The organism is Peribacillus simplex (assembly GCF_900156045.1).
Lineage (GTDB): Bacteria > Bacillota > Bacilli > Bacillales > DSM-1321 > Peribacillus > Peribacillus simplex_D.
The window spans coordinates 63216-85696 of record NZ_FTMX01000004.1 but is presented as its reverse complement, the minus strand read 5'-3'; the positions used below and the strand labels follow the sequence as shown (position 1 = coordinate 85696).

The 22481-nt window shown below is 36.2% G+C and carries 25 protein-coding genes and 2 pseudogenes; 10 read left to right on the top strand and 17 right to left on the bottom strand.

Annotated features, from left to right (window positions below; translation table 11 throughout):
- The first annotated feature begins 37 nt into the window (after positions 1-37).
- The 3 genes from BW986_RS14760 (at position 38) to BW986_RS14750 (ending at position 1637) form a co-directional block, all read left to right on the top strand.
- Entirely contained in the window at positions 38-433 is a 396-nt protein-coding gene (locus tag BW986_RS14760; RefSeq protein WP_076368636.1) for a winged helix-turn-helix transcriptional regulator, read from the top strand.
- Positions 434-606: 173 nt separating this feature from the next.
- On the top strand, positions 607-885 hold the full coding sequence (locus tag BW986_RS14755) for a hypothetical protein (RefSeq protein WP_076368635.1): 279 nt from the start codon (positions 607-609) through the stop codon (positions 883-885).
- A 299-nt stretch (positions 886-1184) separates the two neighbouring features.
- Entirely contained in the window at positions 1185-1637 is a 453-nt protein-coding gene (locus BW986_RS14750) for a hypothetical protein (protein ID WP_076368634.1), read from the top strand.
- Between the two features lie 466 nt (positions 1638-2103).
- Here the strand turns inward: BW986_RS14750 and BW986_RS14745 are convergent, their stop codons facing one another.
- From BW986_RS14745 to BW986_RS14720, 6 genes are all read right to left on the bottom strand, one after another.
- Complete coding sequence (locus BW986_RS14745; RefSeq protein WP_076368633.1) at positions 2104-2418, bottom strand: MTH1187 family thiamine-binding protein; 315 nt, start codon at positions 2416-2418, stop codon at positions 2104-2106.
- Between the two features lie 363 nt (positions 2419-2781).
- Positions 2782-3873 (bottom strand): MFS transporter, encoded by a 1092-nt coding sequence (locus BW986_RS14740; protein WP_142244626.1) that lies wholly within the window; start codon positions 3871-3873, stop codon positions 2782-2784.
- Between the two features lie 412 nt (positions 3874-4285).
- Positions 4286-4639: an FAS1-like dehydratase domain-containing protein gene (locus tag BW986_RS14735; protein ID WP_076368632.1), complete on the bottom strand. Its 354-nt coding sequence runs from the start codon at positions 4637-4639 to the stop codon at positions 4286-4288.
- 134 nt (positions 4640-4773) lie between these two features.
- Complete coding sequence (locus BW986_RS14730) at positions 4774-5550, bottom strand: AraC family transcriptional regulator (RefSeq protein WP_076368631.1); 777 nt, start codon at positions 5548-5550, stop codon at positions 4774-4776.
- A gap of 16 nt (positions 5551-5566) precedes the next feature.
- Positions 5567-6142, bottom strand: coding sequence for a LysE family translocator (locus BW986_RS14725; RefSeq protein ID WP_076368630.1), 576 nt, complete (start codon positions 6140-6142; stop codon positions 5567-5569).
- 234 nt (positions 6143-6376) lie between these two features.
- On the bottom strand, positions 6377-7753 hold the full coding sequence (locus BW986_RS14720) for an aminotransferase-like domain-containing protein (protein WP_076368629.1): 1377 nt from the start codon (positions 7751-7753) through the stop codon (positions 6377-6379).
- Between the two features lie 163 nt (positions 7754-7916).
- Between BW986_RS14720 and BW986_RS14715 the strand changes: the two genes are divergently transcribed.
- Positions 7917-8819, top strand: coding sequence for a DMT family transporter (locus tag BW986_RS14715; RefSeq protein ID WP_076368628.1), 903 nt, complete (start codon positions 7917-7919; stop codon positions 8817-8819).
- A gap of 22 nt (positions 8820-8841) precedes the next feature.
- Positions 8842-9172, top strand: a pseudogene (locus tag BW986_RS29295) (FMN-binding negative transcriptional regulator); the annotation flags it as partial.
- A gap of 89 nt (positions 9173-9261) precedes the next feature.
- Here BW986_RS29295 and BW986_RS14705 read toward each other — a convergent pair.
- The 5 genes from BW986_RS14705 to BW986_RS14685 form a co-directional block, all read right to left on the bottom strand.
- Positions 9262-9477: a hypothetical protein gene (locus BW986_RS14705; protein WP_076368627.1), complete on the bottom strand. Its 216-nt coding sequence runs from the start codon at positions 9475-9477 to the stop codon at positions 9262-9264.
- Between the two features lie 325 nt (positions 9478-9802).
- Positions 9803-10429, bottom strand: a complete 627-nt coding sequence (locus BW986_RS14700; protein ID WP_076368626.1) for a GyrI-like domain-containing protein — start codon at positions 10427-10429, stop codon at positions 9803-9805.
- Positions 10430-10472: 43 nt separating this feature from the next.
- A complete protein-coding gene (locus tag BW986_RS14695) occupies positions 10473-11681 on the bottom strand; it encodes a multidrug effflux MFS transporter (RefSeq protein WP_076368625.1) in 1209 nt (402 codons plus the stop codon).
- A 279-nt stretch (positions 11682-11960) separates the two neighbouring features.
- Positions 11961-12923, bottom strand: coding sequence for an alpha/beta hydrolase (locus tag BW986_RS14690; protein ID WP_076368624.1), 963 nt, complete (start codon positions 12921-12923; stop codon positions 11961-11963).
- Between the two features lie 75 nt (positions 12924-12998).
- Positions 12999-14039 (bottom strand): NAD(P)-dependent alcohol dehydrogenase, encoded by a 1041-nt coding sequence (locus BW986_RS14685; RefSeq protein WP_076368623.1) that lies wholly within the window; start codon positions 14037-14039, stop codon positions 12999-13001.
- 344 nt (positions 14040-14383) lie between these two features.
- Here BW986_RS14685 and BW986_RS14680 point away from each other — a divergent pair, with 344 nt between their 5' ends.
- From BW986_RS14680 to BW986_RS14660, 5 genes are all read left to right on the top strand, one after another.
- On the top strand, positions 14384-14794 hold the full coding sequence (locus BW986_RS14680; RefSeq protein ID WP_076368622.1) for a MerR family transcriptional regulator: 411 nt from the start codon (positions 14384-14386) through the stop codon (positions 14792-14794).
- A 613-nt stretch (positions 14795-15407) separates the two neighbouring features.
- Complete coding sequence (locus tag BW986_RS14675; protein WP_076368621.1) at positions 15408-16115, top strand: SDR family NAD(P)-dependent oxidoreductase; 708 nt, start codon at positions 15408-15410, stop codon at positions 16113-16115.
- Positions 16116-16155: 40 nt separating this feature from the next.
- Positions 16156-16326 (top strand): hypothetical protein, encoded by a 171-nt coding sequence (locus BW986_RS30255; RefSeq protein ID WP_179086079.1) that lies wholly within the window; start codon positions 16156-16158, stop codon positions 16324-16326.
- Positions 16305-16715, top strand: coding sequence for a cupin domain-containing protein (locus BW986_RS14670; protein WP_076368620.1), 411 nt, complete (start codon positions 16305-16307; stop codon positions 16713-16715). The genes BW986_RS30255 and BW986_RS14670 overlap by 22 nt, the downstream gene beginning before the upstream one ends.
- A gap of 632 nt (positions 16716-17347) precedes the next feature.
- On the top strand, positions 17348-18037 hold the full coding sequence (locus tag BW986_RS14660; RefSeq protein WP_081395632.1) for a DUF421 domain-containing protein: 690 nt from the start codon (positions 17348-17350) through the stop codon (positions 18035-18037).
- A 123-nt stretch (positions 18038-18160) separates the two neighbouring features.
- Here the strand turns inward: BW986_RS14660 and BW986_RS14655 are convergent, their stop codons facing one another.
- From BW986_RS14655 to BW986_RS14630, 6 genes and pseudogenes are all read right to left on the bottom strand, one after another.
- The gene (locus BW986_RS14655; protein WP_076368618.1) at positions 18161-18379 is read right to left on the bottom strand and encodes a hypothetical protein; all 219 of its coding nucleotides are present in this window, start codon (positions 18377-18379) and stop codon (positions 18161-18163) included.
- A gap of 94 nt (positions 18380-18473) precedes the next feature.
- Complete coding sequence (locus tag BW986_RS14650; protein WP_076368617.1) at positions 18474-19055, bottom strand: cupin domain-containing protein; 582 nt, start codon at positions 19053-19055, stop codon at positions 18474-18476.
- A 504-nt stretch (positions 19056-19559) separates the two neighbouring features.
- Positions 19560-20000 carry a hypothetical protein gene (locus BW986_RS14645; protein WP_076368616.1) on the bottom strand — a complete coding sequence of 147 codons (441 nt, stop codon included), beginning with the start codon at positions 19998-20000 and terminating at the stop codon, positions 19560-19562.
- A gap of 541 nt (positions 20001-20541) precedes the next feature.
- Positions 20542-21039: pseudogene (locus BW986_RS14640) on the bottom strand (thiolase family protein); the annotation flags it as partial.
- A gap of 239 nt (positions 21040-21278) precedes the next feature.
- On the bottom strand, positions 21279-21971 hold the full coding sequence (locus BW986_RS14635; protein ID WP_076368615.1) for a hypothetical protein: 693 nt from the start codon (positions 21969-21971) through the stop codon (positions 21279-21281).
- A 112-nt stretch (positions 21972-22083) separates the two neighbouring features.
- Positions 22084-22458: a hotdog domain-containing protein gene (locus tag BW986_RS14630; protein ID WP_076368614.1), complete on the bottom strand. Its 375-nt coding sequence runs from the start codon at positions 22456-22458 to the stop codon at positions 22084-22086.
- Positions 22459-22481: the final 23 nt, after the last annotated feature.

Genomic DNA, 22481 nt, shown 5'->3' with positions numbered 1-22481 from the left:
AATAGGACCATTATGAGAGAGAGGGAAAATACAATCAATGGCTCGATTTAATTTTCAAGGAGAACCGCCTCCTGAAGAACAAGAAGAAATATGCTCTTTGACACTTACTCAAAATGTAATTGCCGGAAGATGGAAAATCGTTATTTTATGGTACATAAGTCGTCAAACAAAAAGATTTAACGAACTTCAAAGATTGTTACCGGGCATTTCAAAAGGAATATTGACAAAACAACTGAGAGAATTGGAAGAGGATGGTATGGTTCACAGAGAAGTGTATAAAGAAGTTCCTCCTAAAGTAGAATACTCACTAACTCCTCAAGGGAAAAGCTTTATCCCAGTATTGGACATTATGGGAGAGTGGGGAAAAAAATATATGGAAAAAAAACAAAGTGAACAAAACTACTCTACCCATGTTAATAAAGAAGAGCTATAGTATACACCTGATTTATACTCCGGATATTGGACACACATAAAAAAGTGTCCATTATCCGGATTTTTTTATGTTTCGAAAGATGTAATGAGTATGGACAGGGAATTTTAATAAAGATGGTTTTTACGTAGACCCTACTCTATAATTAGTCTGATAATCTACAAAAGGAGACAGTAATGTATATTTGGAATATTAACAAACTTGTCATGGCTTTACAGACAGGAACAATAACTGGCAAACAAAAGAAAAGATACCGGATAACTTTTTGGGTACTGGTTGCTCTTACAGTGTTTTCACTGCCTGGAGTTTATAACCCTTCATCTATGAATGGATATGATGTTATTGATTTAATTTTATTTATTATTATCAATGTAATTGCAATCTATCTTTTAGTCGGTATTTATAAAAAGAGAAGTAGGAAAGAATTAGATTTCTTCTTGCCCTTTTTGGCTTAATAATTACGCAACAGCTTATAGACCACTCTTTTAACTATCAATGGTTCTATTTATATTGTCTTATTTGCCCTTATCATTCATTTGAGGAAACTAATTTTATCTCTGTAAATATTACTGCTATAGTTGAAATTATCATGAAAATTACAGCCCCATTCACACCCTTCTAGACATCATGATCATTCCTATTAATTCCATAACGAAAATTAAAAATGAAAAAACTTTGCCTCATATCAGATTCTTAGTACTAATCTCTTTTTCTCCTAATAAACTTAATAAACTAACTATTTAGGAGGGGTGCAATGTTTAATCAAAAAATGGATAGTGAAAGTCCACTTATTTATAAAATTAATGACGTCACTTACCAAAAGTACCATCTATATAAGAAATCATATGAGCGGGAAGTATTCGTCATAAAAGATTACGGCGAAGACCGCGGTATTACCAATAAAAGTATTGCATTATTCGAAGCAGTTAAAGATCATTTTGATCGTTTTAAAATTGCTAAAATTACTAAAGAAATGAATAAAGATAATATTTTGCTCGATAGCGATCTCATCCTTATAGACAAAAAAGGAAATGAGCTACACCTATCTGGTTGTAGTTGCGGGTATGCCGGGACTGGTTCACATGGGACAGTTGAAATTTTGAATAAGGCTGGATTCGAGATAGATAGAAGGTTTGTGTATTGTTCAAAAGGATTCACTCTTTTTCATCCAAATGAAGAAAAAGAGCTTTATGGCGAACGTTTATAAATTAAACTGTTTATATCTTTTTTGGAGCCCTATTTATATCACTACCTAATCTCCTATGCAAGATATAATATGGAAATGTATGAAATGCGGTCAGCCAGTTAGCTCCCTTCATTAAATAATGATAAAAAAGCCTTGGGAACTGAGGAATCAGTAATACCAAGGCTTTAAAGCTATTAATACATTGACTTTAATTGAAAATCATCAACGAAACTCGGGATATATCCCAGAAGAACAGCGAAGAACAGCGATATATCAACGAAATTCAGGATATATCTCCGAAAAACACAATATATCGACGAAATTCAAGATATATCTCCGAAAACAGCAATATATCGACGAAATTCGAGGTGTTTGTATAATTGCTCACTACACCGAGAAAGTTTCCGCATGAAGTCTCTTAAGGATTCCCCTGGTTCCAAACAGCTATGAACCATTATCTTGACCTTATGCCCTTCCATACATTTCACTATTCCTCAAGCAAGCCATTCACTCGCTTTACTTTGTCTTCCATCCTGCGTTCTTTATCACGACGGTCATCGATTCGGATATTCGTACAAACTCTAGCAAGACCTTTTTCAAACGGTACTTCGTGCATCGCTTGGATCACTTCAAACAATTTAGGCAGCTCGCCTTCAATGATTGTATTCATGGGAGTCAGTTGAAAACGGATTTCTCCCTTATTTTCATATTGCTTTAATACTCTTTGAATATCTGCCACATAACTGCTTACACTTGGAGTTTGTGTACCGACAGGAATAACCGTTACATCAACTATTGCCATTCTCATTCACCAATCCTTTATATGTATTTCAATCAAGAAGCTTATATCATCCAGCTTATATTGACGGATGTTTTTTACTATTATAACTTAAACTTCGCACCTGGGAAATTTGATATGAGCTTTGAAGCTTGAGATTCGTAAATCAAAGCACCTCTACTGGCAAGAAAATTTCTGTATAATCGGTCAAATAAAAGAGGAATCGTTGATTTTTAACACTTGTCCTGCTGGCTAGGTCATTAGCTGCTTTTTTATACATCCCTTATAAGGAGTACGAGTAGAACTAGATGTATTCCAGTTATAGCCGTTTGGTATTATAATTCCAGCAAACAAATCCACCTCTATTAAAATAGAGGTGGATTTGTTTTAGATCGATTTATTCATGCCATACTTTTCATTTATATAATCCTTATAGACTAAAACCGCAACAACAATAAAACTTAGACTAACAAACCTGAAGATCATCGCTAAACTGATCCATTCAGCTAAAATTCCTAAAACAAATGCGCTAACTCCAACACCAACGTCAAAACTGGAAAAAAAGGTTGCGTTGGCTGCTCCTCTTTTTTCTTCACTTACCTTTTGAACAGTCCATGTTTGTAAACATGGCATAACAGTTCCATAACCTGCCCCAAATAAAATCGCCGCAATGATAAGTTGAGAATCATTTGACGTATAAGACAGGATAACAAGTGAAAAAAATCCTAACACAGCTGACATAATGATAATAGACCAAGGCCCTTTTTTGTAATACCATTTCCCTGTAAACGGACGTAGTAAAGTTGAGACAGTTGCATTGATAAGGAAGAATAGAAAAATATGATCTACTCCCTTTTGTTTTCCAAAAAGAACCAAAAATGTAATGATAGCCCCAAAACCTAGTGTTGTAATAACCGTCAGTAATGCTGGGAACCATACTTCTTTTTCATAAATCATATCCAAAAAGCGAAATGGTTTCTTCTTACACTTTACATTAATAGGTGAAGATACAAATTGAAGCGCAATTATTGCCAATAAGCTCAGTACTGCTGATGACCATATCAAAATATCGAAGGAATAAGAGTCATAGATAAGAATACCTATACTCGGTGCAACGATAGCTCCGACCGTTGTGGATATAGAAAAATACCCTATTCCTTCTCCTAAGCGTTTCTTAGGAATCAAATCCACTACTATTGTACTATTAGCTGTGGTTGATACACCCCACGCAGCACCATGGAAAAGCCGTAACAATAGAAGAAGCCATATAATATTAAGAAACGGATATAGTATCGTAATGATCATTAAAGCTGCACTTGCACAAATGGCCAGACTTTTCCTCTGGTTATCAATTAAATAGTAACCTACAAAAGGCCTGATTAAAACAGCACCTATCGTAAATAATGATGTGACTAGACCTACCTGAATGGAAGATGCATTCATGCTTAACAAATAGGCAGGCAAAATAGGCTTAAACAGCTTTAATTAAATGACTTTGTAAATGGATCACCTTTATTGTCAATCTACAGGAATTAACATCACAGTTTTTATCATTGTGTAAATATTCCAATAAAAAAACATCCTCGACAGGATGCTTTAAAATTACTAAAACTCATTGAAAACTAAGGTAATAACCTAATAATCGCTATTCCTCCTTAAATAATCACTTATCTGAATAATCAAAATATAGTAACTATATCATCATTTGAATTTACACTTATGTTCACTGTTATATCTAGCGAATTGTACACCGATAATGACAGTCGCCCCCAATTTGTACCCTGTGTAGTTTTGCATCTCAGTCACCCATGCTGCTACCTGCGGGGTAGGCGCTATAGAACCAGTTCAAAAACAATAATCAGAATAAAATTAAGCAGCTAAGTATATACGGTTATAGTATGACTCCCGCAAAGCTTCCTCTTAATACTTGTTCCTCATTCTGGTTTGTGCATAGGAAAGTTGCCAAAATAGATATTCTACCATTATCTTTCTTCTCAAATTTTTCGATCGTTACTTCACATATTATTGTATCTCCTGTAAAAACTGGTTTAATAAACTCAAAATTCATGGTACGAGCCAGTACATTGTTTTCTCCACCAACTTTTGTTGGTAAACAAGCAGTCAACAACCCTTGAATAACAAGTCTCCCCTGTTCATCGGGAGTAATATGGTGATTCCCCTCATCCCATGATACTTTTGTGAACAATTCAACATCCTCTTTAGTGAATGTCCGTTCAAATGTAATAACATCCCCTACGTTTTATTATATTTCTTGAAGTTTTTCAGTTTAGATAGCCGTGGTAACGTCTAGTTTGGAATCATTAATTAAAAATGCTGTAATTTTTGGTACCTTGTTAATTAGTCTGAATTTCCCCCTCCTCATTTTAAATGTGACATATATTCAAATGCCGTTATTCCATATACGCTTTTAAAATGTTTATTTAAATGGGGTAAATCAACAAAACCACAATCAGCAACTGCTGAATAAATATCTCCGTTTTTTTCTATTAGCTGCTTTGCACGTTCTATCTTGCAGTTAAGAAAGTATTGGTATGGTGAAATTCCAGTATGCGCCTTGAATAATCTAATAAACTGGAATTTAGATAAATTAAGCTCTTTACATATCTCGTCAAGTTTAAGTACATTGTCTAAATTGGTATGAAACATATCCTTTGCTTTTCTAATTGAAGCGTTATCTTTCTTACAGTCTGTAGAAAGATTAGTTTGAATAAGGCTATCTGCGAGGGATAAGAGTAATTCATTGCACAAAGCCTCATCTTTTTCACTTAAAATAGCATTAGAAAGATTTAATATTCTTTTTTCAATTCTATAATCATATACAATGGGAGTTGAAAATCGAACTAAATCCTTTTTCTCAATAACCTCTAAAAGCAATTGTGGCTCAATATATAGCATAACATAATCTAGACCTGCCTTATCATGTGCCATTCCGTCATGTGCCTGTTCTGGATTAAAAAGCATAACACCATTTTGATATGACAATTGTAAACTTCCATCCAAGTTATAATGTTGAATACCACGCAATGTTACACCTATCGCATATTCTTTGTGAGAGTGCTTTTTATACGTAAAATCAGTAATGCTGGCTGACAACGCCGTAATACCTGCAGATTTTTTATAGATAAATTTGTCCAATCATCTCACCCCTTATCTACAACCAAATCATTATAGCAGAATAAGCTAAAGATAATGCCATCACGGCATTAACAATCTTTTCATGCTTCTGTAAAAACGCCTTGAAGAGCGTACCGAAAAGAACCCATGTAATAAATGCTAAAAACCCTACAATGGTTATAGTAACAACACTTATTATCACTGCAGGCATTGCGGTATAGTGTGGCATAATGAAGCTGGGAATTACAGTCATTGTAAATACAACCACCTTAGGATTTAAAAACTGCATGAGGAAGCCTGATATAAAAGTGGCACTTTGGTTTACAGTTGGTTTTGATGTATCCATTTTGTAAATTTGATAAGCGAGATAGAACATATAAAAGCTTCCGATTATCTGCATAACGATCAAAATTTTGGGTAATATCGTTACTAGCATAGTATTTAGCATTGCAGAAATAACAAGTAATAATCCAAAAGCAATAGTTGCTCCATACGTATATTCCATCGCCTTCTTTGTCCCCATATTATGCACTGTGGATAATATCACGATATTAGTAGGTCCTGGTGTAAAAGTTACAATAAAACAGTAAATTAAAAAAGATGTAATATTCATGAGGAAAACTCCTTTCAAGTAACCCATATATTACATCTTAAAATCAATTGGTATATAGTATATTATTGCAGGATCATTAGAGTAACTTCATAGAAAACATACTGAATATTTCAATCATTCTACAGGCTTTACCCCTTCATCTTGTCTTATATGAAATGGGAGCACATAAAGGTTTATTATCATTATGAACTCAAAAAGAACAGTGCTAAATTTCTAAGGGAAAACTCACCAATACTATATGAGTAAAAAGTTATGTGGCTTATTATGTTTTTTTCTACTGTCAAGTAATGCAATACAATGAGCCAATCGCTCTACCCCTAGTTTAATTTGACTCTCGTTCACTTGTGAGATGCATAATCGAACGAGATTTTCCTTTTTATATTCTGCTAAATACATCCTTGAGGCATCATCAACATATATATGCTGCTCATTTAACATATGGACCACCTGTTTTGCTTTCACATTTTCGGGCAAACTGATGGAAAGGTAGAATCCGGAAGTCGGTTTTGAAAAAGAAGTATTGGCCGGCAGCAATAATTGACATGCTTCTTGAAGGATTTGCATTTTAGTCCTATATACCTCTTTAACTTTTTTCAGATGGCTATTAAACATACCGCTTTTTAAATAGATTTCTAGCGCGCCTTGAGAAAGTGCTGAACTATTAAAATCCGAACTGAATTTATATCGTATGAAATTGTTAATCATTAATGCAGGAAGAACGACAGTACCAATCCTTAACCCTGGGAGAAAAATTTTTGAAAGGCTTTTAATATAGATCACTCTCCCAGAGGAATCAAAAGAAAATAAAGGATCTGATTTTGGATTTGGATCAAGGTCTCCTAATATATCATCCTCCACTATATATACATCGTATTTTTCAGCTAACTCCACGATTTTTTTCTTTTCGCCATTCGTATAACTATGTCCAAGTGGATTGTGAAATCTCGGGATAATATAGAAAAATTTTATATCATTATTTCGAAAAATGTATTCCAGACGATCAAGATCAATCCCTTCCATTGATAATTCAATTCCAAAAGTAGTAGTTTGATGCAGATTGATCGACTCAATGAATCCAAAATAAGTGGGCTGTTCAATTAGAATATTGTTTTTCCCATTTGGAAATGGCATGGACACTAATAAATTAAGGGCTTGCTGCGAGCCAGATACAACGACTAATCTTTCTGGTTGAGTGAAAACCTGTAAATTTTGCAGATATTTCACCAACTGTACTCGTAGTGAGTAAAGTCCTTGTTGATCAGAGTATGTAAAAAGCTCTTCTTTATAATGGTCAATTGCTTGATTCATACAATGTTGAAATTCCACATAGGGCATAACATTTTTATCTGGACCGGCAGACAAAAAATCAATCACCTCATTTTCTTCCGTCGCTTTTTGGTATTCATTCACAACATAGTAGCCGCTTTTAGGAACAGAATAAATTAAATGCTCTTTTTCAAGTTCTACGTATGCTTTAATGACCGTATTTTTGCTACATGAAAAATCCTCAGATAACTGACGAACAGAAGGAAGTTTACCGCCTGCAATTAGCGAACCATCTCCTAGCCGAGACTTAATGACTTCCATTATCTTCATATATTTTGAATTCATTTAATGGTCCCCCTTTCAACTGTACCAGGACAGATAGGTAAAAAAATGGTTTATTTTTATTGAATGTACTCATAGTATGTTAATTATATCAAAACTGATTTTATATAATTAAAAAAACGGTACAGATGTGGTACAAAATATAAAAATGGGGGGGTTAGAGAAGATGCGGGAAGAAACAAGAGAAAAATTCGGATTATTTTTGGGATTAGTGGGGGTCATTTGTTTTAGCTTAACACTCCCTTCTACAAGTATTGCAGTAGAATATTTTGGGACGACGATCGTTGGATTAGGCCGAACAGTTGTAGCCGCTATTTTAGTAGCCGTGGTACTGATTGTTCGAAAGGAAAGACTACCTTCTCTTCGCCAATTCAAACGTCTACTCATAGTTGCCTTCGGTGCAGTTTTAGGATTTCCTCTCCTCACTTCTTGGGCAATGGAATTCTTGCCTGTTTCTCATGGAGCTGTGGAATTGGCTCTGTTACCGTTAGCGACAGCCGGATTTGCTATATTTAGGGCAGGTGAAATCCCATCTCTCAAATTCTGGATTTCAAGTATGATCAGCTCTTTAGCGGTAATTATGTATGCACTTCATCTTGGATTCGGCCAATTGCAATTAGCCGATTTAGCCTTACTGGCAGCAGTGATCATTCTCGGACTTAGTTACGCAGAAGGGGGAGATTTAGCGAAAGAATTAGGTAGCTGGCAAGTGATTGCATGGGCAATTATGATCGGTGCTCCATTTTTCATTATTCCAGTTGGGCTGAATCTGACAACTGAAATGCTTCATGCACCAATACATGCTTGGATTAGTTTTATTTATCTCGCAGTGGTTAGTCAATTTCTAGCATATGTTGCTTGGTATAGCGGAATGGCTTTGGGCGGGATAGCAAGAGTTAGTCAGATTCAATATTTACAACCATTTTTGATGATTCTATTTGCAACAGTATTTCTAGATGAATCCATCACAATTTTCACTCTTGTAATAGCAGTGATTGTTGTCTTTTCTGTTATATTAGGCAAGAATGCTCCCGTATCAAAAAACGGAGATGTATCAGAGAAAAGCTAATTCAATGAAAGTTAGCTTATAGAAGACTAAATTGTATAGATTTCATGGCCTACATTGTTATATCTCTCCATCTTGGTATGACACGGATAAAGCAGTACCAACATGGAATTATGTGACCGTTCATGTTAATGGAGAAAAGCGAACTGCAAGAGGATGAACATGCGTTAATTAGCGCCCTACATGATTTGGTATCGAAGTACGAAGCTCCTGACAGTTCATACAGTTTGCAAGATATAGATGCTGAGTTTCTCGCTGGTATGAACAAAGTAGTCCAAGGATGCAAAATAAAAATCAAGAAAATAGAAGCGATGAGAAAAAGAAACCGGTTAAGAAGCCATTTGTTCCAGTTGATTAACAATTAACTTTTGTTTTTGCAATGGATGATTTGGCTTTAACTTAGCTTTAATAAAAAAACACCCAAATTAATGGATGCCTTCTCCTTTTATTCATCAATTTTGACTTCTTTCAATAGATCATTTCTATACGAAATTGCATCTCGTTCAAAAACTTTTTTAAACCTCTCTTCGTACTCTTCTCGTGTTATTAGTCCTTTTTCACCCAGTAATTCTACTATAGCTCTAACCCTTACTCTACTCGACACTACTTCGTTTGTCATATTGGATAATAAAATACCGATTTTCTCATAATCATCATTCATTTTTTCATCCCCTTTGTTTAACTAATTTGACAAAAGGGACAAATTCCCTGCAAAGAAATGCACCCCAAATAATAGATGGTTTCCAATAGGTAAAATATGCAAAATAGGGGTGGGCTGTTTAGTTCCTCTTTTACACCCTCATTTAACTATGAGCCATATTATCATAGCACCCGAACACAATCACAACCGATTATGGAAAACTATATAGGTTCACTTCATTTTTTATGGTCTCTTGCACCCTATTGATGCCTGTAACTTTAAGTACACTACTTAACATCTTTCCTACATTAAATAATGAATTCATGTTAGGAGCTAAAAGATTATGCTATTCAATTGGCTTAACCTTATATCTCAATACGGTTTTTAATTTTGCAGGTTCAACTTTTCTAAAATCTGAAAGATATATTTCTCTATGTTGTAATGAAGTTCTTTCAAGATTATTATTTTTTATGAATTCATTCATTAATTCAAAACTTTGAGGTTCATCATCATAAGGACCTACATGAAGCATTTGGATAGATAAACCATCTTGAAAGGTACCGAACTTTGCATCATTTAGAAATGGATGTGGTTTCTTTTTTTCTACATTTTCAAATGCTCTCTCTACTATTTCTTTTGTTACGAAATCTGGTTGTCTAATCATGATAGTATATAATAATTCATCTTTATTCAATGTATCTAATTTCTTTCCCTCCTCTGTTAAATCCCAAATTCCTTCTAATGGATATACAGTATATTCAAAATATCCATCTGGAGTGTATCCTTGCTTCGGCATCATTCTGACCGCATAAGCCAATGAATAAAGAACACCTATCTTTTCAGCGAATACATGCTCATTTGGATTTCCTTTTCCCTTTATCAAAAAAAATTTCTGTTCTGGAATTGTTACTAGTTCAGGTTTTTGTTTTGGAATATATAAATTCTTTTCTTGTTTTCTCCATTCGTATTTCATTAGTTTTGTTCCCTTCTTTATACTTTTTCATGATGTTTGAAAGTTACATATATTGTGAAGCTGTTGATGACCTTTTCACCAAGATAACGTAGGAGATAACAGCCAGAATACTTGTCAAAAAAATTGTTATTCCGAAGGGTACGGCGGAATTTTCTCCGGCGATACCTACTAAAGGGGAAGTGACAGCCCCTAACGCAAATTGAAGCGAGCCTAATATGGCGGCCGCACTCCCGGCAATATGCCCTTGTGATTCCATAGCCAGTGTAAATGAAACCGGTCCAATCATTCCAATAGCTGCTGCGAATAAGAAGATTGCAATGAACAAAGCAACAAAAGGTCCGTGAACTAGCACGACAAACAAGATCACAGTGGTAGTGATGAAAGCTAACATCAGTCCAATCCGAAAGATTCGGTGTTCGTCCATCCTCTCTGCCAGTCGTTTGACAAGCTGTGATCCCAGAATAATCCCAAGCCCATTTAAGGCAAAAAGAACCGAAAACAGTTGAGGCGATATGCCATACATATTTTGATAAATAAATGGAGTGCCGGCAACATAGGCGAATACACCAGAGAACAATATGCCATTGACAAGCGCATACCCCATAAAGTTCCGATCTCGAAGCAAGGAACCATAGTTTCTTAATATTTGCCTAAAATTGCTGGGAACACGCTGCTCAACAGGCAAGCTTTCTTTTATTCCCCTTATGGATATGCCTGTTAAAAAAAGCCCTAAAAAACCTAGAAAAATAAACACACCGATCCATGAAGTGAACGTAGTCACCGTGCTTCCAGCAGTAGGGGAAATCAATGGAGCGACATTACTAATCATCGTCAACAGTGCCATGAATTTGACCATTTCTGCTCCACTGTAGCGATCACGAACAATCGCGCGAGAAATAACAAGCCCTGCGGAAGCAACAAATCCTTGAATGAAGCGCAAAACAATAAATATACCGATGCTTGGGGAAAACGCACATACTATAGAAATAATAAAATAGAGCAGCATCGAAATCAACAAAGGCTTACGCCTTCCATGAACATCGCTTAAAGGACCTGCAACAAGCTGCCCCAGACCTAACCCTGACAAACTGGCAGTTAGGCTCGCCTGAATGAAAGAGGCCGTTGTATTAAAATCATTCATCATTTGGGGCAGCGATGAGAGATACATATCAACGGTAAATGGCCCTATTGCTGAAAATATCGCTAACAACAAGGCAGTCCTAAAAGAATTGTTAGAAGTCTTATTATCCATTTATACACAGCTCCTTTGGCATTGCATTTTGTTTGACACGGGGTATACCGCTAAATGAGGAAGCTGCAATAATAACAGCAATATAACTTATCTTAAGAAGTCCTAAACTACTTGCTATTATGAATTTGTTCAATTACAAGGTTCCCGATAAGAAAATCCGCTTTCTTCATTAACTTTTTGAAGAAATATACTTAAATTAAACTGATTTTGTGCCAGGAGAAACCTAAACAAACAGGGGCATGATCCTTCTGATCCAACGCCCCCGTTTGTTTAAGTTTATTACTTTAAATTCTCGGTAAAGAATGATTCCAACATGTCGAAAGGAATGAAATCTGTCTTGTCGTACAAATCAACATGTCCTGCATTTGGAACGATGTACAGCTCTTTTGGTTCCTCAGCCAATTCGTAAGCATCTTCACTAAAGTATCGTGAATGAGCGTGCTCGCCAATGATAAACAAAATCGGGCGCGGCGAAATCGATTTAATGTGTGTAAGCAGAGGGAAGTTCATAAATGACATGCTGCTTGTTACGGTAAATTGAGTAATTGAGTTCGGGTGATACCCACGAGGCGTAGAATAGAACTCGCCAAACTCGCGACCAATAGGGTCTGTATTTTCGTCAAATCCAATAGGTGCTCCTCGCTGGGCGAGCGTTGGCTGGCCTGAGTCAAAATCCACGTAACGTTGCTCGGCTATTGCATCCAGTATACTGTTGCGATCTTCTTCAGTAAATGAATCCTTCCAGCCGTTTGCTGCTACACGGGATATATCATACATGCTCACCGTGGCTATAGCCTTGATGCGCCTATCTACCTGAGCTGCACTGATCGCAAAACCACCACTACCACACATACCTATTGCTCCAATTTGATTCTTATCTACAAATGGACGTGTACCTAAATAATCAACGGCTGCACTGAAATCTTCTACGAATAGATCTGGAGAAGAAATGTGTCGTGGTTCACCGTCACTGTATCCGTTGTACGATGGGTCAAATGTAAGTGCTATAAAACCACGCTCTGCCATGTTTTGGGCATAAATACCAGACCCCTGCTCTTTTACACCGCCATAAGGCGCACCTATAATAATACCTGCATGTTTCTTTGTCTCATCAGAATCCTTTGGCATGTAAAGATCTGCTGCAATTTTGATTCCAAACCTGTTTTTGTATGAAACAGATTTTCTTGTAACTTTATTACTTAACTCAAAAATATAGTTATCTGCCTGTGACATTTTTTCCATCGCCTTCTTCTTCAATATTTTTTTAGAGATACTACAAACAACCGTTACAGGCAGTTTAGATAGTAATTTAGCAACTTAGATTGTACTAGTGTCAATAACAAATCGATACTTTACATCTGATGCTAAGACACGCTCATATGCTTCATCAATTTGATCAGCAGAGATTACTTCAATCTTAGGAGCAATATGATGTTTTGCACAGAAATCCAACATTTCCTGAGTTTCACGAATGCCGCCAATCGCGGAACCTGCAAATGAACGACGATGAGCGATAAGTGATATCACGTTTAGGGACAATGGCTCTCCAGGAGCACCGACATTCACCATAGTGCCATCGAGGGTGAGTAAGGAGAAATACGCATCAAGATCGATCTTTGCACTTACTGTGTTGATGATTAAATCAAAAGATCCTGCAAGCTGCTCAAATGTATCTCGGTCGCTAGTAGCATAGTAGTTGTCTGCTCCAAACTGCAAGCCGTCCTCTTTTTTATTCATTGTTTGTGATAGAACGGTAACATCTGCACCCATAGCATGTGCCATCTTGACTGCCATATGGCCAAGACCTCCCAAACCAACAACCGCTACTTTCTTGCCTGGACCAGCTCCCCAATGGTTTAATGGTGAGTAGGTTGTAATGCCTGCGCAAAGTAGTGGTGCTGCGACGTCGAGTTCAATGTTATCAGGAATTCTTACAACAAAGTCCTCGGTTACGACGATATGTGTAGAATAACCACCTTGTGTAGGCTCACCATATTTGTCGACACCAGCGTAAGTTGGAACATGTCCTTTTAGGCAGTATTGTTCTTCCCCTTTAAGGCAGTTCTCACATTTTCCACAGGAGTCAACCATACATCCGACCCCTACTCGGTCACCGACTTTATACTTTGTTACCTCAGTTCCTACATCGGTAACGATTCCCGCAATCTCGTGTCCCGGGACAAGTGGATAGTTAACGGGTCCCCATTCGCCGTGCGCTGAATGGATGTCTGAGTGACATATGCCTGCAAATTTAATCTCAATTAAAACATCATGTAAATCTAGGTCACGTCTTTTAATTTCTGCTGCTCGAAAAGGTCTGTCAGGACCGTCGACAGCTCTTGCTTTGGCAGTTACCATCTAAAAACCTCCAATTAAATATATTTTTCAAGAGAATGCTTTGTAACTAGAGGAGAAATGAAAAATTAGGTTTGAAAGCTCTCTTTCCTTCATTTCTATCCCTCCACTTTTCTCTTGCAAAACAATGTTAATCCTTATAGTTAACTCTAAGTCAAGTCATTTACTTATATTTTTTATCATTCGTTCAGGTGACAATTCAGCTAGCAATTTAGGACTATAACACATTTATGTATTTAAAATTCATTTAAAGGTGATTTTGACACTCAGCAATACCCATGATAAAATCGTTTCACACCTTAGAGTTAACTCGAAATTTATGCTCGAGGAGAATAGGAGTGAAAACAATGAACAAATATTCTATTAGTGAAGCTGCAAAAGAATTGAACCTTACAACATATACCTTACGTTACTACGACAAGGAGGGACTTTTGCCTTTTGTAGAACGAACACCTAACGGAACACGACTGTTTAAGGAATCCGACATTAACGCTTTAAAAATCATTGAATGTCTTAAATCCACCGGGATGCCTATTAAAGAAATTAAAAATTTCATCGATTGGTGTACTGATGGGGATTCCACCCTACAGCAAAGATATGACATGTTCTTAGAACGTAAAGCTGCTGTAGAAGCACAGTTGGAAGAAATGAACAAAACTATGGAACTAATAAACCTTAAATGTAACTATTATAAAACTGCCTTGGAGGCTGGAACGGAAGATATTCATAAAAACGATAAAATTGGGAATTTTAATTAACATAGAACAACCGATCCTTCAAACCTAATTTGTAGGATCGGTTGCTCTATTTATGATATTTACTGTGCCAATAAAGCAATGCTATTCCAAAACCACAGCATGTGCTCTACTCCCACTTCATTTAACGATACAAAGTGACCAAATCTAAAGTTAAGGCTGTTTTCGCATACTTTGTTGCTATTTACCAAGTAAAGCGGTGTGGTTAATTTCCCCTCCAGATGCTCGCTTTCCGCGGGGCTGGCGGTGAGCCTCTCTCGGCGTAAACGCCTGTGGGGTCTCACCTGTCCCGCTGCTCCCGCAGGAGTCTCGCACTTGCGCTTCAATCAACCTTAAATCGTTTCGTTTTAAAAACAACAATCTTTACGAAAACAGCCAAGGTTAACAATAAGCCAATAGAAAAAATTATTTATTATTTATAAATTCTCCCCTTGAATTAGAGTCCACTCTAACCCTTATACTTAGTCATGTAACTAATAATAATTACTACAAAGCGTGATAAATGATATTTTTAAACATTCTTCGGGGAATAGGGTTGATTCCTTCATTTTTCTAGATTGTGCAATAACCTACGCTTGCCTATGATTAGCAGGCAAAAAAGGGAGGATATTGGAAAATGTTAAAGGATACAAAAGTTGCACTTGTCACTGGCGGTAATCGAGGAATTGGATATGAGCTGGTCAAACAATTGGCTTTGGAAGGTTTTATGGTCATCTTGACAAGTCGAGATCCAATAATGGGTCATAAAATTGCCAATAAACTTAAGAAGTCAGATTTAGACGTATCTTTTCTGGTAATGGATGTAGACAATCAAGAAAGCATTCTTCAGGCCGCGATCACTGTAAATGAGCGATATGGAAGATTAGATGTATTGATTAATAATGCAGGCGTGTATTTGGATGAGGATAAAAAGTTAGTGGCTATGGACCCTTCCATTCTGGAGAAAACAATGGAAACCAATTTTTTTGGAGTTTACCATGTAATCCGTTCCTTTATTCCCATCATGGAAAAACACGGCTATGGCAGAATTATTAATGTTTCCTCAGAATATGGCGTGATGAGCCAATTGTCATATCCAGGAGTGGGAGCATATAAGTTATCTAAGCTTGCCTTAAACGGATTGACACAATTGCTTGCTGGAGAAGTCAAAGGTGATATTAAAATAAACGCTGTCGATCCAGGATGGGTAAGCTCAGAGATGGGTGGACCATCTGCCCCAACGACACCTAAGCAAGCAGCTGAGTCTTTCTTATGGTTAGCAACAATCGGATCTGAAGGACCAAACGGAAAATTTTTCAGAGGTGGAAAACTAATGGATTGGTAAAAATACAGTTCAAGAAACATTAAGTGTTTAGCTGTGTTGGATGAAACCATCCGCAATTGATGCTGACCGCATTGCTGGTGCAATTGCCTTTCCTATTGAGCAACTATCTGATGTAGCCATTAATGTGATAATTCGACCAACTGTTCAAGTTGGTTATTATAAAAAAATGAAGTTATTGGAGGTAGTAAAATGGCAAAGCATGAAGAAGTAAAAAATGGCGTTATTTTCCCGGTGGGCGAAAAAAATGAAGCATTTGCTCAATATTTTGTCGGACAAAGTTATCTTAAGACATTAATTGCAGATCCCAAAGTAAATGTTGGTGTTGGGAACGTAACCTTTGAACCAGGTTGTAGAAATAACTGGCATATTCATCGTAATGGGTTTCAACTTTTATTAGTGACTGGTGGCGAAGGTTGGTACCAAGAAGAAGGAAAACTTGCTCAATTCTTAGAAGCCGGAGATGTTATTGTCACCCATGATGGTGTAAAACACTGGCATGGTGCTACAAAAGACAGCTGGTTTGAACACATTGCAATTACTGCAGGTACGCCGGAATGGATGGAACCAGTAACAGATGAGGAATATAACAGATTAAAATAATTGGCCAGACACTTCTTGGACCCTATCACAGGGTCCTTGCCGGACATTTTACCTTTAACAGATTGATGATGATGGCATTGGCTGTTTGCATCATATCCTTTTTTCTGTTCATGGGTATTTGGCGAATGATGCCAAGGTTTTCAAGGTTCTTCATTTTTCTAAGCAAAGGTTTGAATGTTTCATTTAGTGGGGGGGCAAAAAGCAAGTAGGATTTATTATTATTTTATCTTTGGTCGCTACTTTAACTAAATTAATCGGGGTAGCATAAGGGGCTAAGCTAACTGGCTTCCCAGGTAACTCCTCATTAATAAATGGCTCAGGCATGGTTTCTAGAGATGAAGTAGCTTTAATCATAACTGCGACTGGTCTTCAAGAGACTTTACTATTACCGGACTATTTCACATCGATTTTTATAGTTATTATTGTTAAAACTTCAGTTACTCCTCCACTTCTTCTTATGTATTTTATTGTATTAGAATCTAAGTCTTCTTCAAGAAATATATAGATAATTTTAAAAGCCCCTCTCGATTGAGAAGGGGTTTTTTGTATTCGAAAGACTATTTGGTTTAGATGATCGTTTAAAGGGGAGAGAGAGAGAGAGAGAAAGAAAAGAAAGAAAATGAGGTGATATAATGATTTATCTGGAAATAGCAATGAAGCTGATAATTGGGCTGGTTGGTCTCCTGGCAGTGACAAGACTTCTTGGAAAAAAAGAAATGTCTCAGGTGACCCCTTTTGATTTTATTTACGCTTTAGTATTAGGCGGCATTCTAGAAGAAGGTATTTACGACCAAAAAGTGTCGATTTGGCAGATTCTATTTGCAATTTGCCTTTGGGGAATTTCCATATATATCATAGAGGTTTGCGCTCTAAAAAGAGATGGCATGAAGAAACTGCTCAAAGGACGCCCTTCTTTAATCATTCGCAATGGCAAATTTGATATAAAGCAAATGGAAAAAAATCACCTGGATCTTGAACAGATTCGTACCATGCTGCGGAAACAGGGTGTGTTTACTCTCCGGGAAGTGCGTGATTTATATCTTGAGCCTGCTGGGGAGATCAGTGTAAATCTTTATACTAAGGCAGGAAGCGTCACACCAGATATGCTTGGTCTCAATCCTGATGATGAAGCCCCTTCTATATTAGTAATTGAGAAAGGCAAAATAAAAGAGGAAGAACTTCAATCCATGAAAAAATCAAAAGAGTGGCTTCTGGAAGAGCTTCAGAAAAGAAATTATAAAACATTTGAGAATATCCTATATGGAGAATGGTCAGAAACAGATGGATTCTATATACAGCCATATCCCCAAAAAAATTCTTAATATACAAATAAAAAATTTGAAGATTTTTTGTTTTTTGCAATCAAAAATTCAACTACACCCTTTAACGGAACTTAACAATAGCCCCTACTCAAGTGAGTAAGGGCTTTTATTATTCCTCAACGATTACACTAATAATGCATTCACCAAACTGAATATACTGAAAGGAACTATCTTTTTTTTGAATACGTAATTTGTGACAGGATGAATATACACACAGTATCCTTGCAAATCTTTTGAATTCCCCTCAACCTCAGCTATTTTTTTATTTATGGCTTTATGTTCTGGCATAATCAATGCTGCTTGCCATCTCTGACACGAATTGTCCCCATCTGAAAAATCCATCCTTTACATCCATTACATACGAACGAACGTCCCCATTAAAATCAGAAAAAAATCCCTTCCAAGTTAAGGAGAAGGGTATTTTTTAAGAGTTAATCTATTGCCATATCCGATGACCTTCTTCTGCAGCCATTGCATCTGCTTTGGTAACATGAACAGTGCCAAATGGATGGTTAGGAGGAGCATATATCGAATAAAGTTTTAGCGGAATATTCCCTGTATTGGTTACATTATGCCATGTACCAGCAGGTATCATTATTGCAAAATCATCATAGACGTTTTTTACGAAGTTTAAATTATCCTGTCTATTACCCATTTGAACAACCCCTTGACCTTGTTCAATACGTAAAAATTGGTCAACGTCAGGGTGAATTTCTAAACCAATATCTTCACCAACTTTAAGACTCATTAATGTAACTTGCAAGTGTTTTCCTGTCCATAAAGCGGTACGGTAGGTATTGTTTTGTTTCGTAGCGTCATTGATATTCACCACAAATGGTTTTGGTCCATGATCTTTTACCTCCATATTATTTCTTCCGTTTGATGATTGTAAATAACCCAATTGGTTAGCATTATTAACACTCCAATAATCAGGATTTCTTACATAGTTATACATTGGTACGTTAACGTAATATGGATTTTGATATTGATAGGGATAGATATAAGGAACATAATACATCTTTCTCAACCCTTCACAGTTTTTGAAATTATCATATGCACTTGTTAAGTGAATGTACTTTAAACAGAGATATAAATAAAACGCCCCTACTCAAAGCGAGTAAGGGCTTTTTATTATGCAGCAAACAATTCAGTGGAGGTGCCTTTACCGGCTTTCGTATCTGCAGAAATTCTACGTGCCTTCTGAAACTTATATAAAGCCGACTCATTACCTTTTCCAAAGATAAAATCAAGTGATCCAGGGTTAAATCATTCCAAATAAAGTGCAGCCTATAGGATCCATGTAAGATTCCCTTTTACACCTCTTTGGACAGTGACAATGGCAGCCTTAGTTTTAGCTTCCCATTACCATCCTTTCACAACTGAATTAATACCTGAACATGTTTATAATTGAACGATCCAATAACGTTTACAATGCAACCGTCAATTTCCATCGTCACCTTTTTTTTCTCAATTTGGGTAACAAAAAAAACGCCCTAAAGCGTTTCATCATTTCCCTAAATCATTAGGGTGTTTTTAATGCAAAATACTTCTGTACTATTTTATAATAACCATAAACTGTTAAATAGGCCAGTAAATAACTGACTGCAGACCAATATATATTCCACCCATTCCGATATTCTAACTTACCAAGTAGGACTATTACTAATTCAAAGAAATTTGTACCTAATATAAAAACTAAAAAGTTTGTTATAACAGACATTTTTTCAAAATGTATGCTGGCAATAAATAAGCAACACGCTATAGGATAAAAGCCTAAATCATATAAAATTGCACCAGTTTCTTTATCCATCTTCCAAAAATAAGCAAATCCAATTTCATTTATTAGAAAACTTGTCGCTGAACCAAACGGATAAAAAATAATGAAAAGCCTTGTTTGATTTCTAAACAAATATAACCCTAGGACCCAAGGAAGTATAAAACCAACAAAAATATGAAAAAGCATACTTCACTCCTTCTTTACTTTATAACCATTAAATAGCTTGCCACGTTAATTGTAAAAGCATACAATATACGTTTTACAGTGCATTAAAATAAAAAGCTACCCAATGGGCAGCTTTTTTTGAAGTTCTTCTCTTGGCAATTAACTCATAAAAGCCAGTTCAACCTAGTCCAGCGAAAGCCCAGGCCCATAACCTTCATACAATATCAATATCTGTGAATGGAAAGGCAACTGAACCTCCTCAAATTAACCGTCTGTTTAACCACCTGAACCATCACTGCTACGATTGGCACCAAAATAGATGTAAAAATTAATACTTGTTGCATGACTTTGCAATCTTTCTGTTAATCGTTATTTATAAAAAGAGAAGCAGAAAAGATTTAGATTTTTTCTTACCCTTCTTTAGCTTAACGATTATCCTCCTGAAGGCGTTGGACTTATACTGATGGCAATGCCTGTTACTGGTCTTTTAATTACAATCACTACGTTATGACTTCCCATAGTTATATCTAAACTCGTTGCTGAAGCTGAAAGGGCATTCTCTTTATATTTGTGTATTTTCAATGATTGTTGTACTGCCTAATCCTCCTGCGATACATAACGTGATTAGACCATAACGTTTTCCTGTCCGTTCTAATTCATGGAGAGCCTTTGTTACTAATATCGCTCCTGTTGCTCCAATTGGATGTCCCATAGCAATAGCCCCACCATTAGGATTCACCTTATTTATATCCATTTTTAATTCTTTAATAACCGCAAGAGATTGTGCAGAAAAAGCTTCATTTAGTTCAATTATATCGATGTCTTCTAAACGTAAATTAGCCATTTTCAGTGCCTTTAATGTAGCCGGAACCGGACCAATACCCATATAGTTCGGATCTACACCAGAAGCAGCCTGAGCTATCACTTTTGCTTTCGTTTTTTTCCCAAGTTTTATTGCGGCTTCCTCTGACATTAGAACTACTGTTGCTGCTCCATCATTTCTTCCACTGCTATTTCCGGCAGTAACAGTTCCATTTTCTTTGAAAACAGGTTTTAATGTAGCGCACCCGTTAGTTTAAGTACATTAATTCACAAACTCTAAAATGTTATTCAGTTATTACAGGAATGCTGATCCCTATGTGATATAAGAATAGGCAATACCACTAATCAAGTATTGCCCCCTATAGTACAATAGAAGAAAATTTATATTTACTATAGTATAAAAGAATTTAATTTAATTTCTTTTTACCTAAATTTTATACATCTTTATTTATCTAATTAATACAACTCATCGAGGAGCTATGTTTTAAAATATTCCTCAATGTCTCGGTAAGTCAACTTTTCCGAGGTTATTATTTTATATATTTGATCCTCCTGTTTTTGTCTCTGGTTTTTTCTAAAAACTGATAGGATCCACCTTAACATAATTGTTGTCTTTAATGCTATTTCTCTAATAACAGATGTATTTATGTGAAATAAGTCGTTTGCATGAGACAACGAGTCCTCACTAGTCATATTTTTTTTGCTTATTATGATAAAATCAATAGTTGCTCCATCTGGGAAGGGTACATTTTCCTGTATCCATTTCTTATGTCCATGTATTCGTCTGCACGCTTCACTTTCTAAAGGGGCTATACAAATTCCCTCTACATTAGTTTCAAATCCTAAATATCTATCTCTTAGACGCCAGACTCCATCTAGTACTGCATCACCCTTCGGCTGGATTGCTTCAAAACCAAGTATCTTTCCTAGAATCTCCACCCCTAGTTTAAACCTTTTTACTTCGTCACTATTTATCAAATCCAATAACTTCCTTATGTTCTTTTCAAATATAACTTCGGATTGACCCAGATCATTCAATACCATTACAATGTTATCGATTTGAATTGAAAGGTAAGGGTCGATTCTTGGTGCCTCTTTTTCCTCAGAGAAAGTGCGGATTAAATCTTTCAAATTTTTGGGGCTATCCAATTCGAATTCCTCACTCTTCATAACATTACTCCTATTACAATTTAATATCTAAGTCAGCTATAAGAACAATAAAGCAATAGTACGAAGTTTCCCTATCTATATAAAAAAATTCTTGTAGAAAAAAATTTAAGGTTTATAGTATGACTCCCGCAAAGTTTCCTTTTAATACTTCTTTGTTATTCTGGTTTATACATAGAAATGATGCATCAATAGATGTCCTTTTATCTTGGTTTTCAAATTTTTCAATGGTTACTTCACAAATTATTGTATCCCCAGTAAAAACAGGTCTTAAAAATTCAAAATTCATAGTGCGAGCGAGTACGTTATAATCTCCTCCTACTTTTGTAGGCAATGTTGCAGTCAATAACCCCTGGATTATAAATCTTCCGTGTTCATCAGGGTTGAGATGATGAGAACCTTCATCACCTGAAACCCTTGTAAACAAATGAACATCATCTACTGTAAAAGTCCGTTCAAAAGTAATTATATCTCCTGCATTTAATGGCACTTTTATCCCCACCTACTATCAAA

What these genes read in the sequence shown, in the direction of transcription:
- BW986_RS14720 (WP_076368629.1), bottom strand. Translation starts at nt 7,753, where the DNA reads ATGAATTCAAAATATATGAAGATAATGGAAGTCATTAAGTCTCGGCTA.
- BW986_RS14635 (WP_076368615.1), bottom strand. Translation starts at nt 21,971, where the DNA reads ATGAAGAGTGAGGAATTCGAATTGGATAGCCCCAAAAATTTGAAAGAT.
- BW986_RS14645 (WP_076368616.1), bottom strand. Translation starts at nt 20,000, where the DNA reads ATGCTTTTTCATATTTTTGTTGGTTTTATACTTCCTTGGGTCCTAGGG.
- BW986_RS14755 (WP_076368635.1), top strand. Translation starts at nt 607, where the DNA reads ATGTATATTTGGAATATTAACAAACTTGTCATGGCTTTACAGACAGGA.
- BW986_RS14700 (WP_076368626.1), bottom strand. Translation starts at nt 10,429, where the DNA reads ATGAAATACGAATGGAGAAAACAAGAAAAGAATTTATATATTCCAAAA.
- BW986_RS14670 (WP_076368620.1), top strand. Translation starts at nt 16,305, where the DNA reads ATGGCAAAGCATGAAGAAGTAAAAAATGGCGTTATTTTCCCGGTGGGC.
- BW986_RS14685 (WP_076368623.1), bottom strand. Translation starts at nt 14,039, where the DNA reads ATGGTAACTGCCAAAGCAAGAGCTGTCGACGGTCCTGACAGACCTTTT.
- BW986_RS30255 (WP_179086079.1), top strand. Translation starts at nt 16,156, where the DNA reads ATGAAACCATCCGCAATTGATGCTGACCGCATTGCTGGTGCAATTGCC.
- BW986_RS14690 (WP_076368624.1), bottom strand. Translation starts at nt 12,923, where the DNA reads ATGGAAAAAATGTCACAGGCAGATAACTATATTTTTGAGTTAAGTAAT.
- BW986_RS14715 (WP_076368628.1), top strand. Translation starts at nt 7,917, where the DNA reads ATGCGGGAAGAAACAAGAGAAAAATTCGGATTATTTTTGGGATTAGTG.
- BW986_RS14680 (WP_076368622.1), top strand. Translation starts at nt 14,384, where the DNA reads ATGAACAAATATTCTATTAGTGAAGCTGCAAAAGAATTGAACCTTACA.
- BW986_RS14675 (WP_076368621.1), top strand. Translation starts at nt 15,408, where the DNA reads ATGTTAAAGGATACAAAAGTTGCACTTGTCACTGGCGGTAATCGAGGA.
- BW986_RS14655 (WP_076368618.1), bottom strand. Translation starts at nt 18,379, where the DNA reads ATGGATTTTTCAGATGGGGACAATTCGTGTCAGAGATGGCAAGCAGCA.
- BW986_RS14695 (WP_076368625.1), bottom strand. Translation starts at nt 11,681, where the DNA reads ATGGATAATAAGACTTCTAACAATTCTTTTAGGACTGCCTTGTTGTTA.
- BW986_RS14750 (WP_076368634.1), top strand. Translation starts at nt 1,185, where the DNA reads ATGTTTAATCAAAAAATGGATAGTGAAAGTCCACTTATTTATAAAATT.
- BW986_RS14650 (WP_076368617.1), bottom strand. Translation starts at nt 19,055, where the DNA reads ATGTATTATGTTCCTTATATCTATCCCTATCAATATCAAAATCCATAT.
- BW986_RS14705 (WP_076368627.1), bottom strand. Translation starts at nt 9,477, where the DNA reads ATGAATGATGATTATGAGAAAATCGGTATTTTATTATCCAATATGACA.
- BW986_RS14660 (WP_081395632.1), top strand. Translation starts at nt 17,348, where the DNA reads ATGATTTATCTGGAAATAGCAATGAAGCTGATAATTGGGCTGGTTGGT.
- BW986_RS14760 (WP_076368636.1), top strand. Translation starts at nt 38, where the DNA reads ATGGCTCGATTTAATTTTCAAGGAGAACCGCCTCCTGAAGAACAAGAA.
- BW986_RS14725 (WP_076368630.1), bottom strand. Translation starts at nt 6,142, where the DNA reads ATGAATATTACATCTTTTTTAATTTACTGTTTTATTGTAACTTTTACA.
- BW986_RS14745 (WP_076368633.1), bottom strand. Translation starts at nt 2,418, where the DNA reads ATGGCAATAGTTGATGTAACGGTTATTCCTGTCGGTACACAAACTCCA.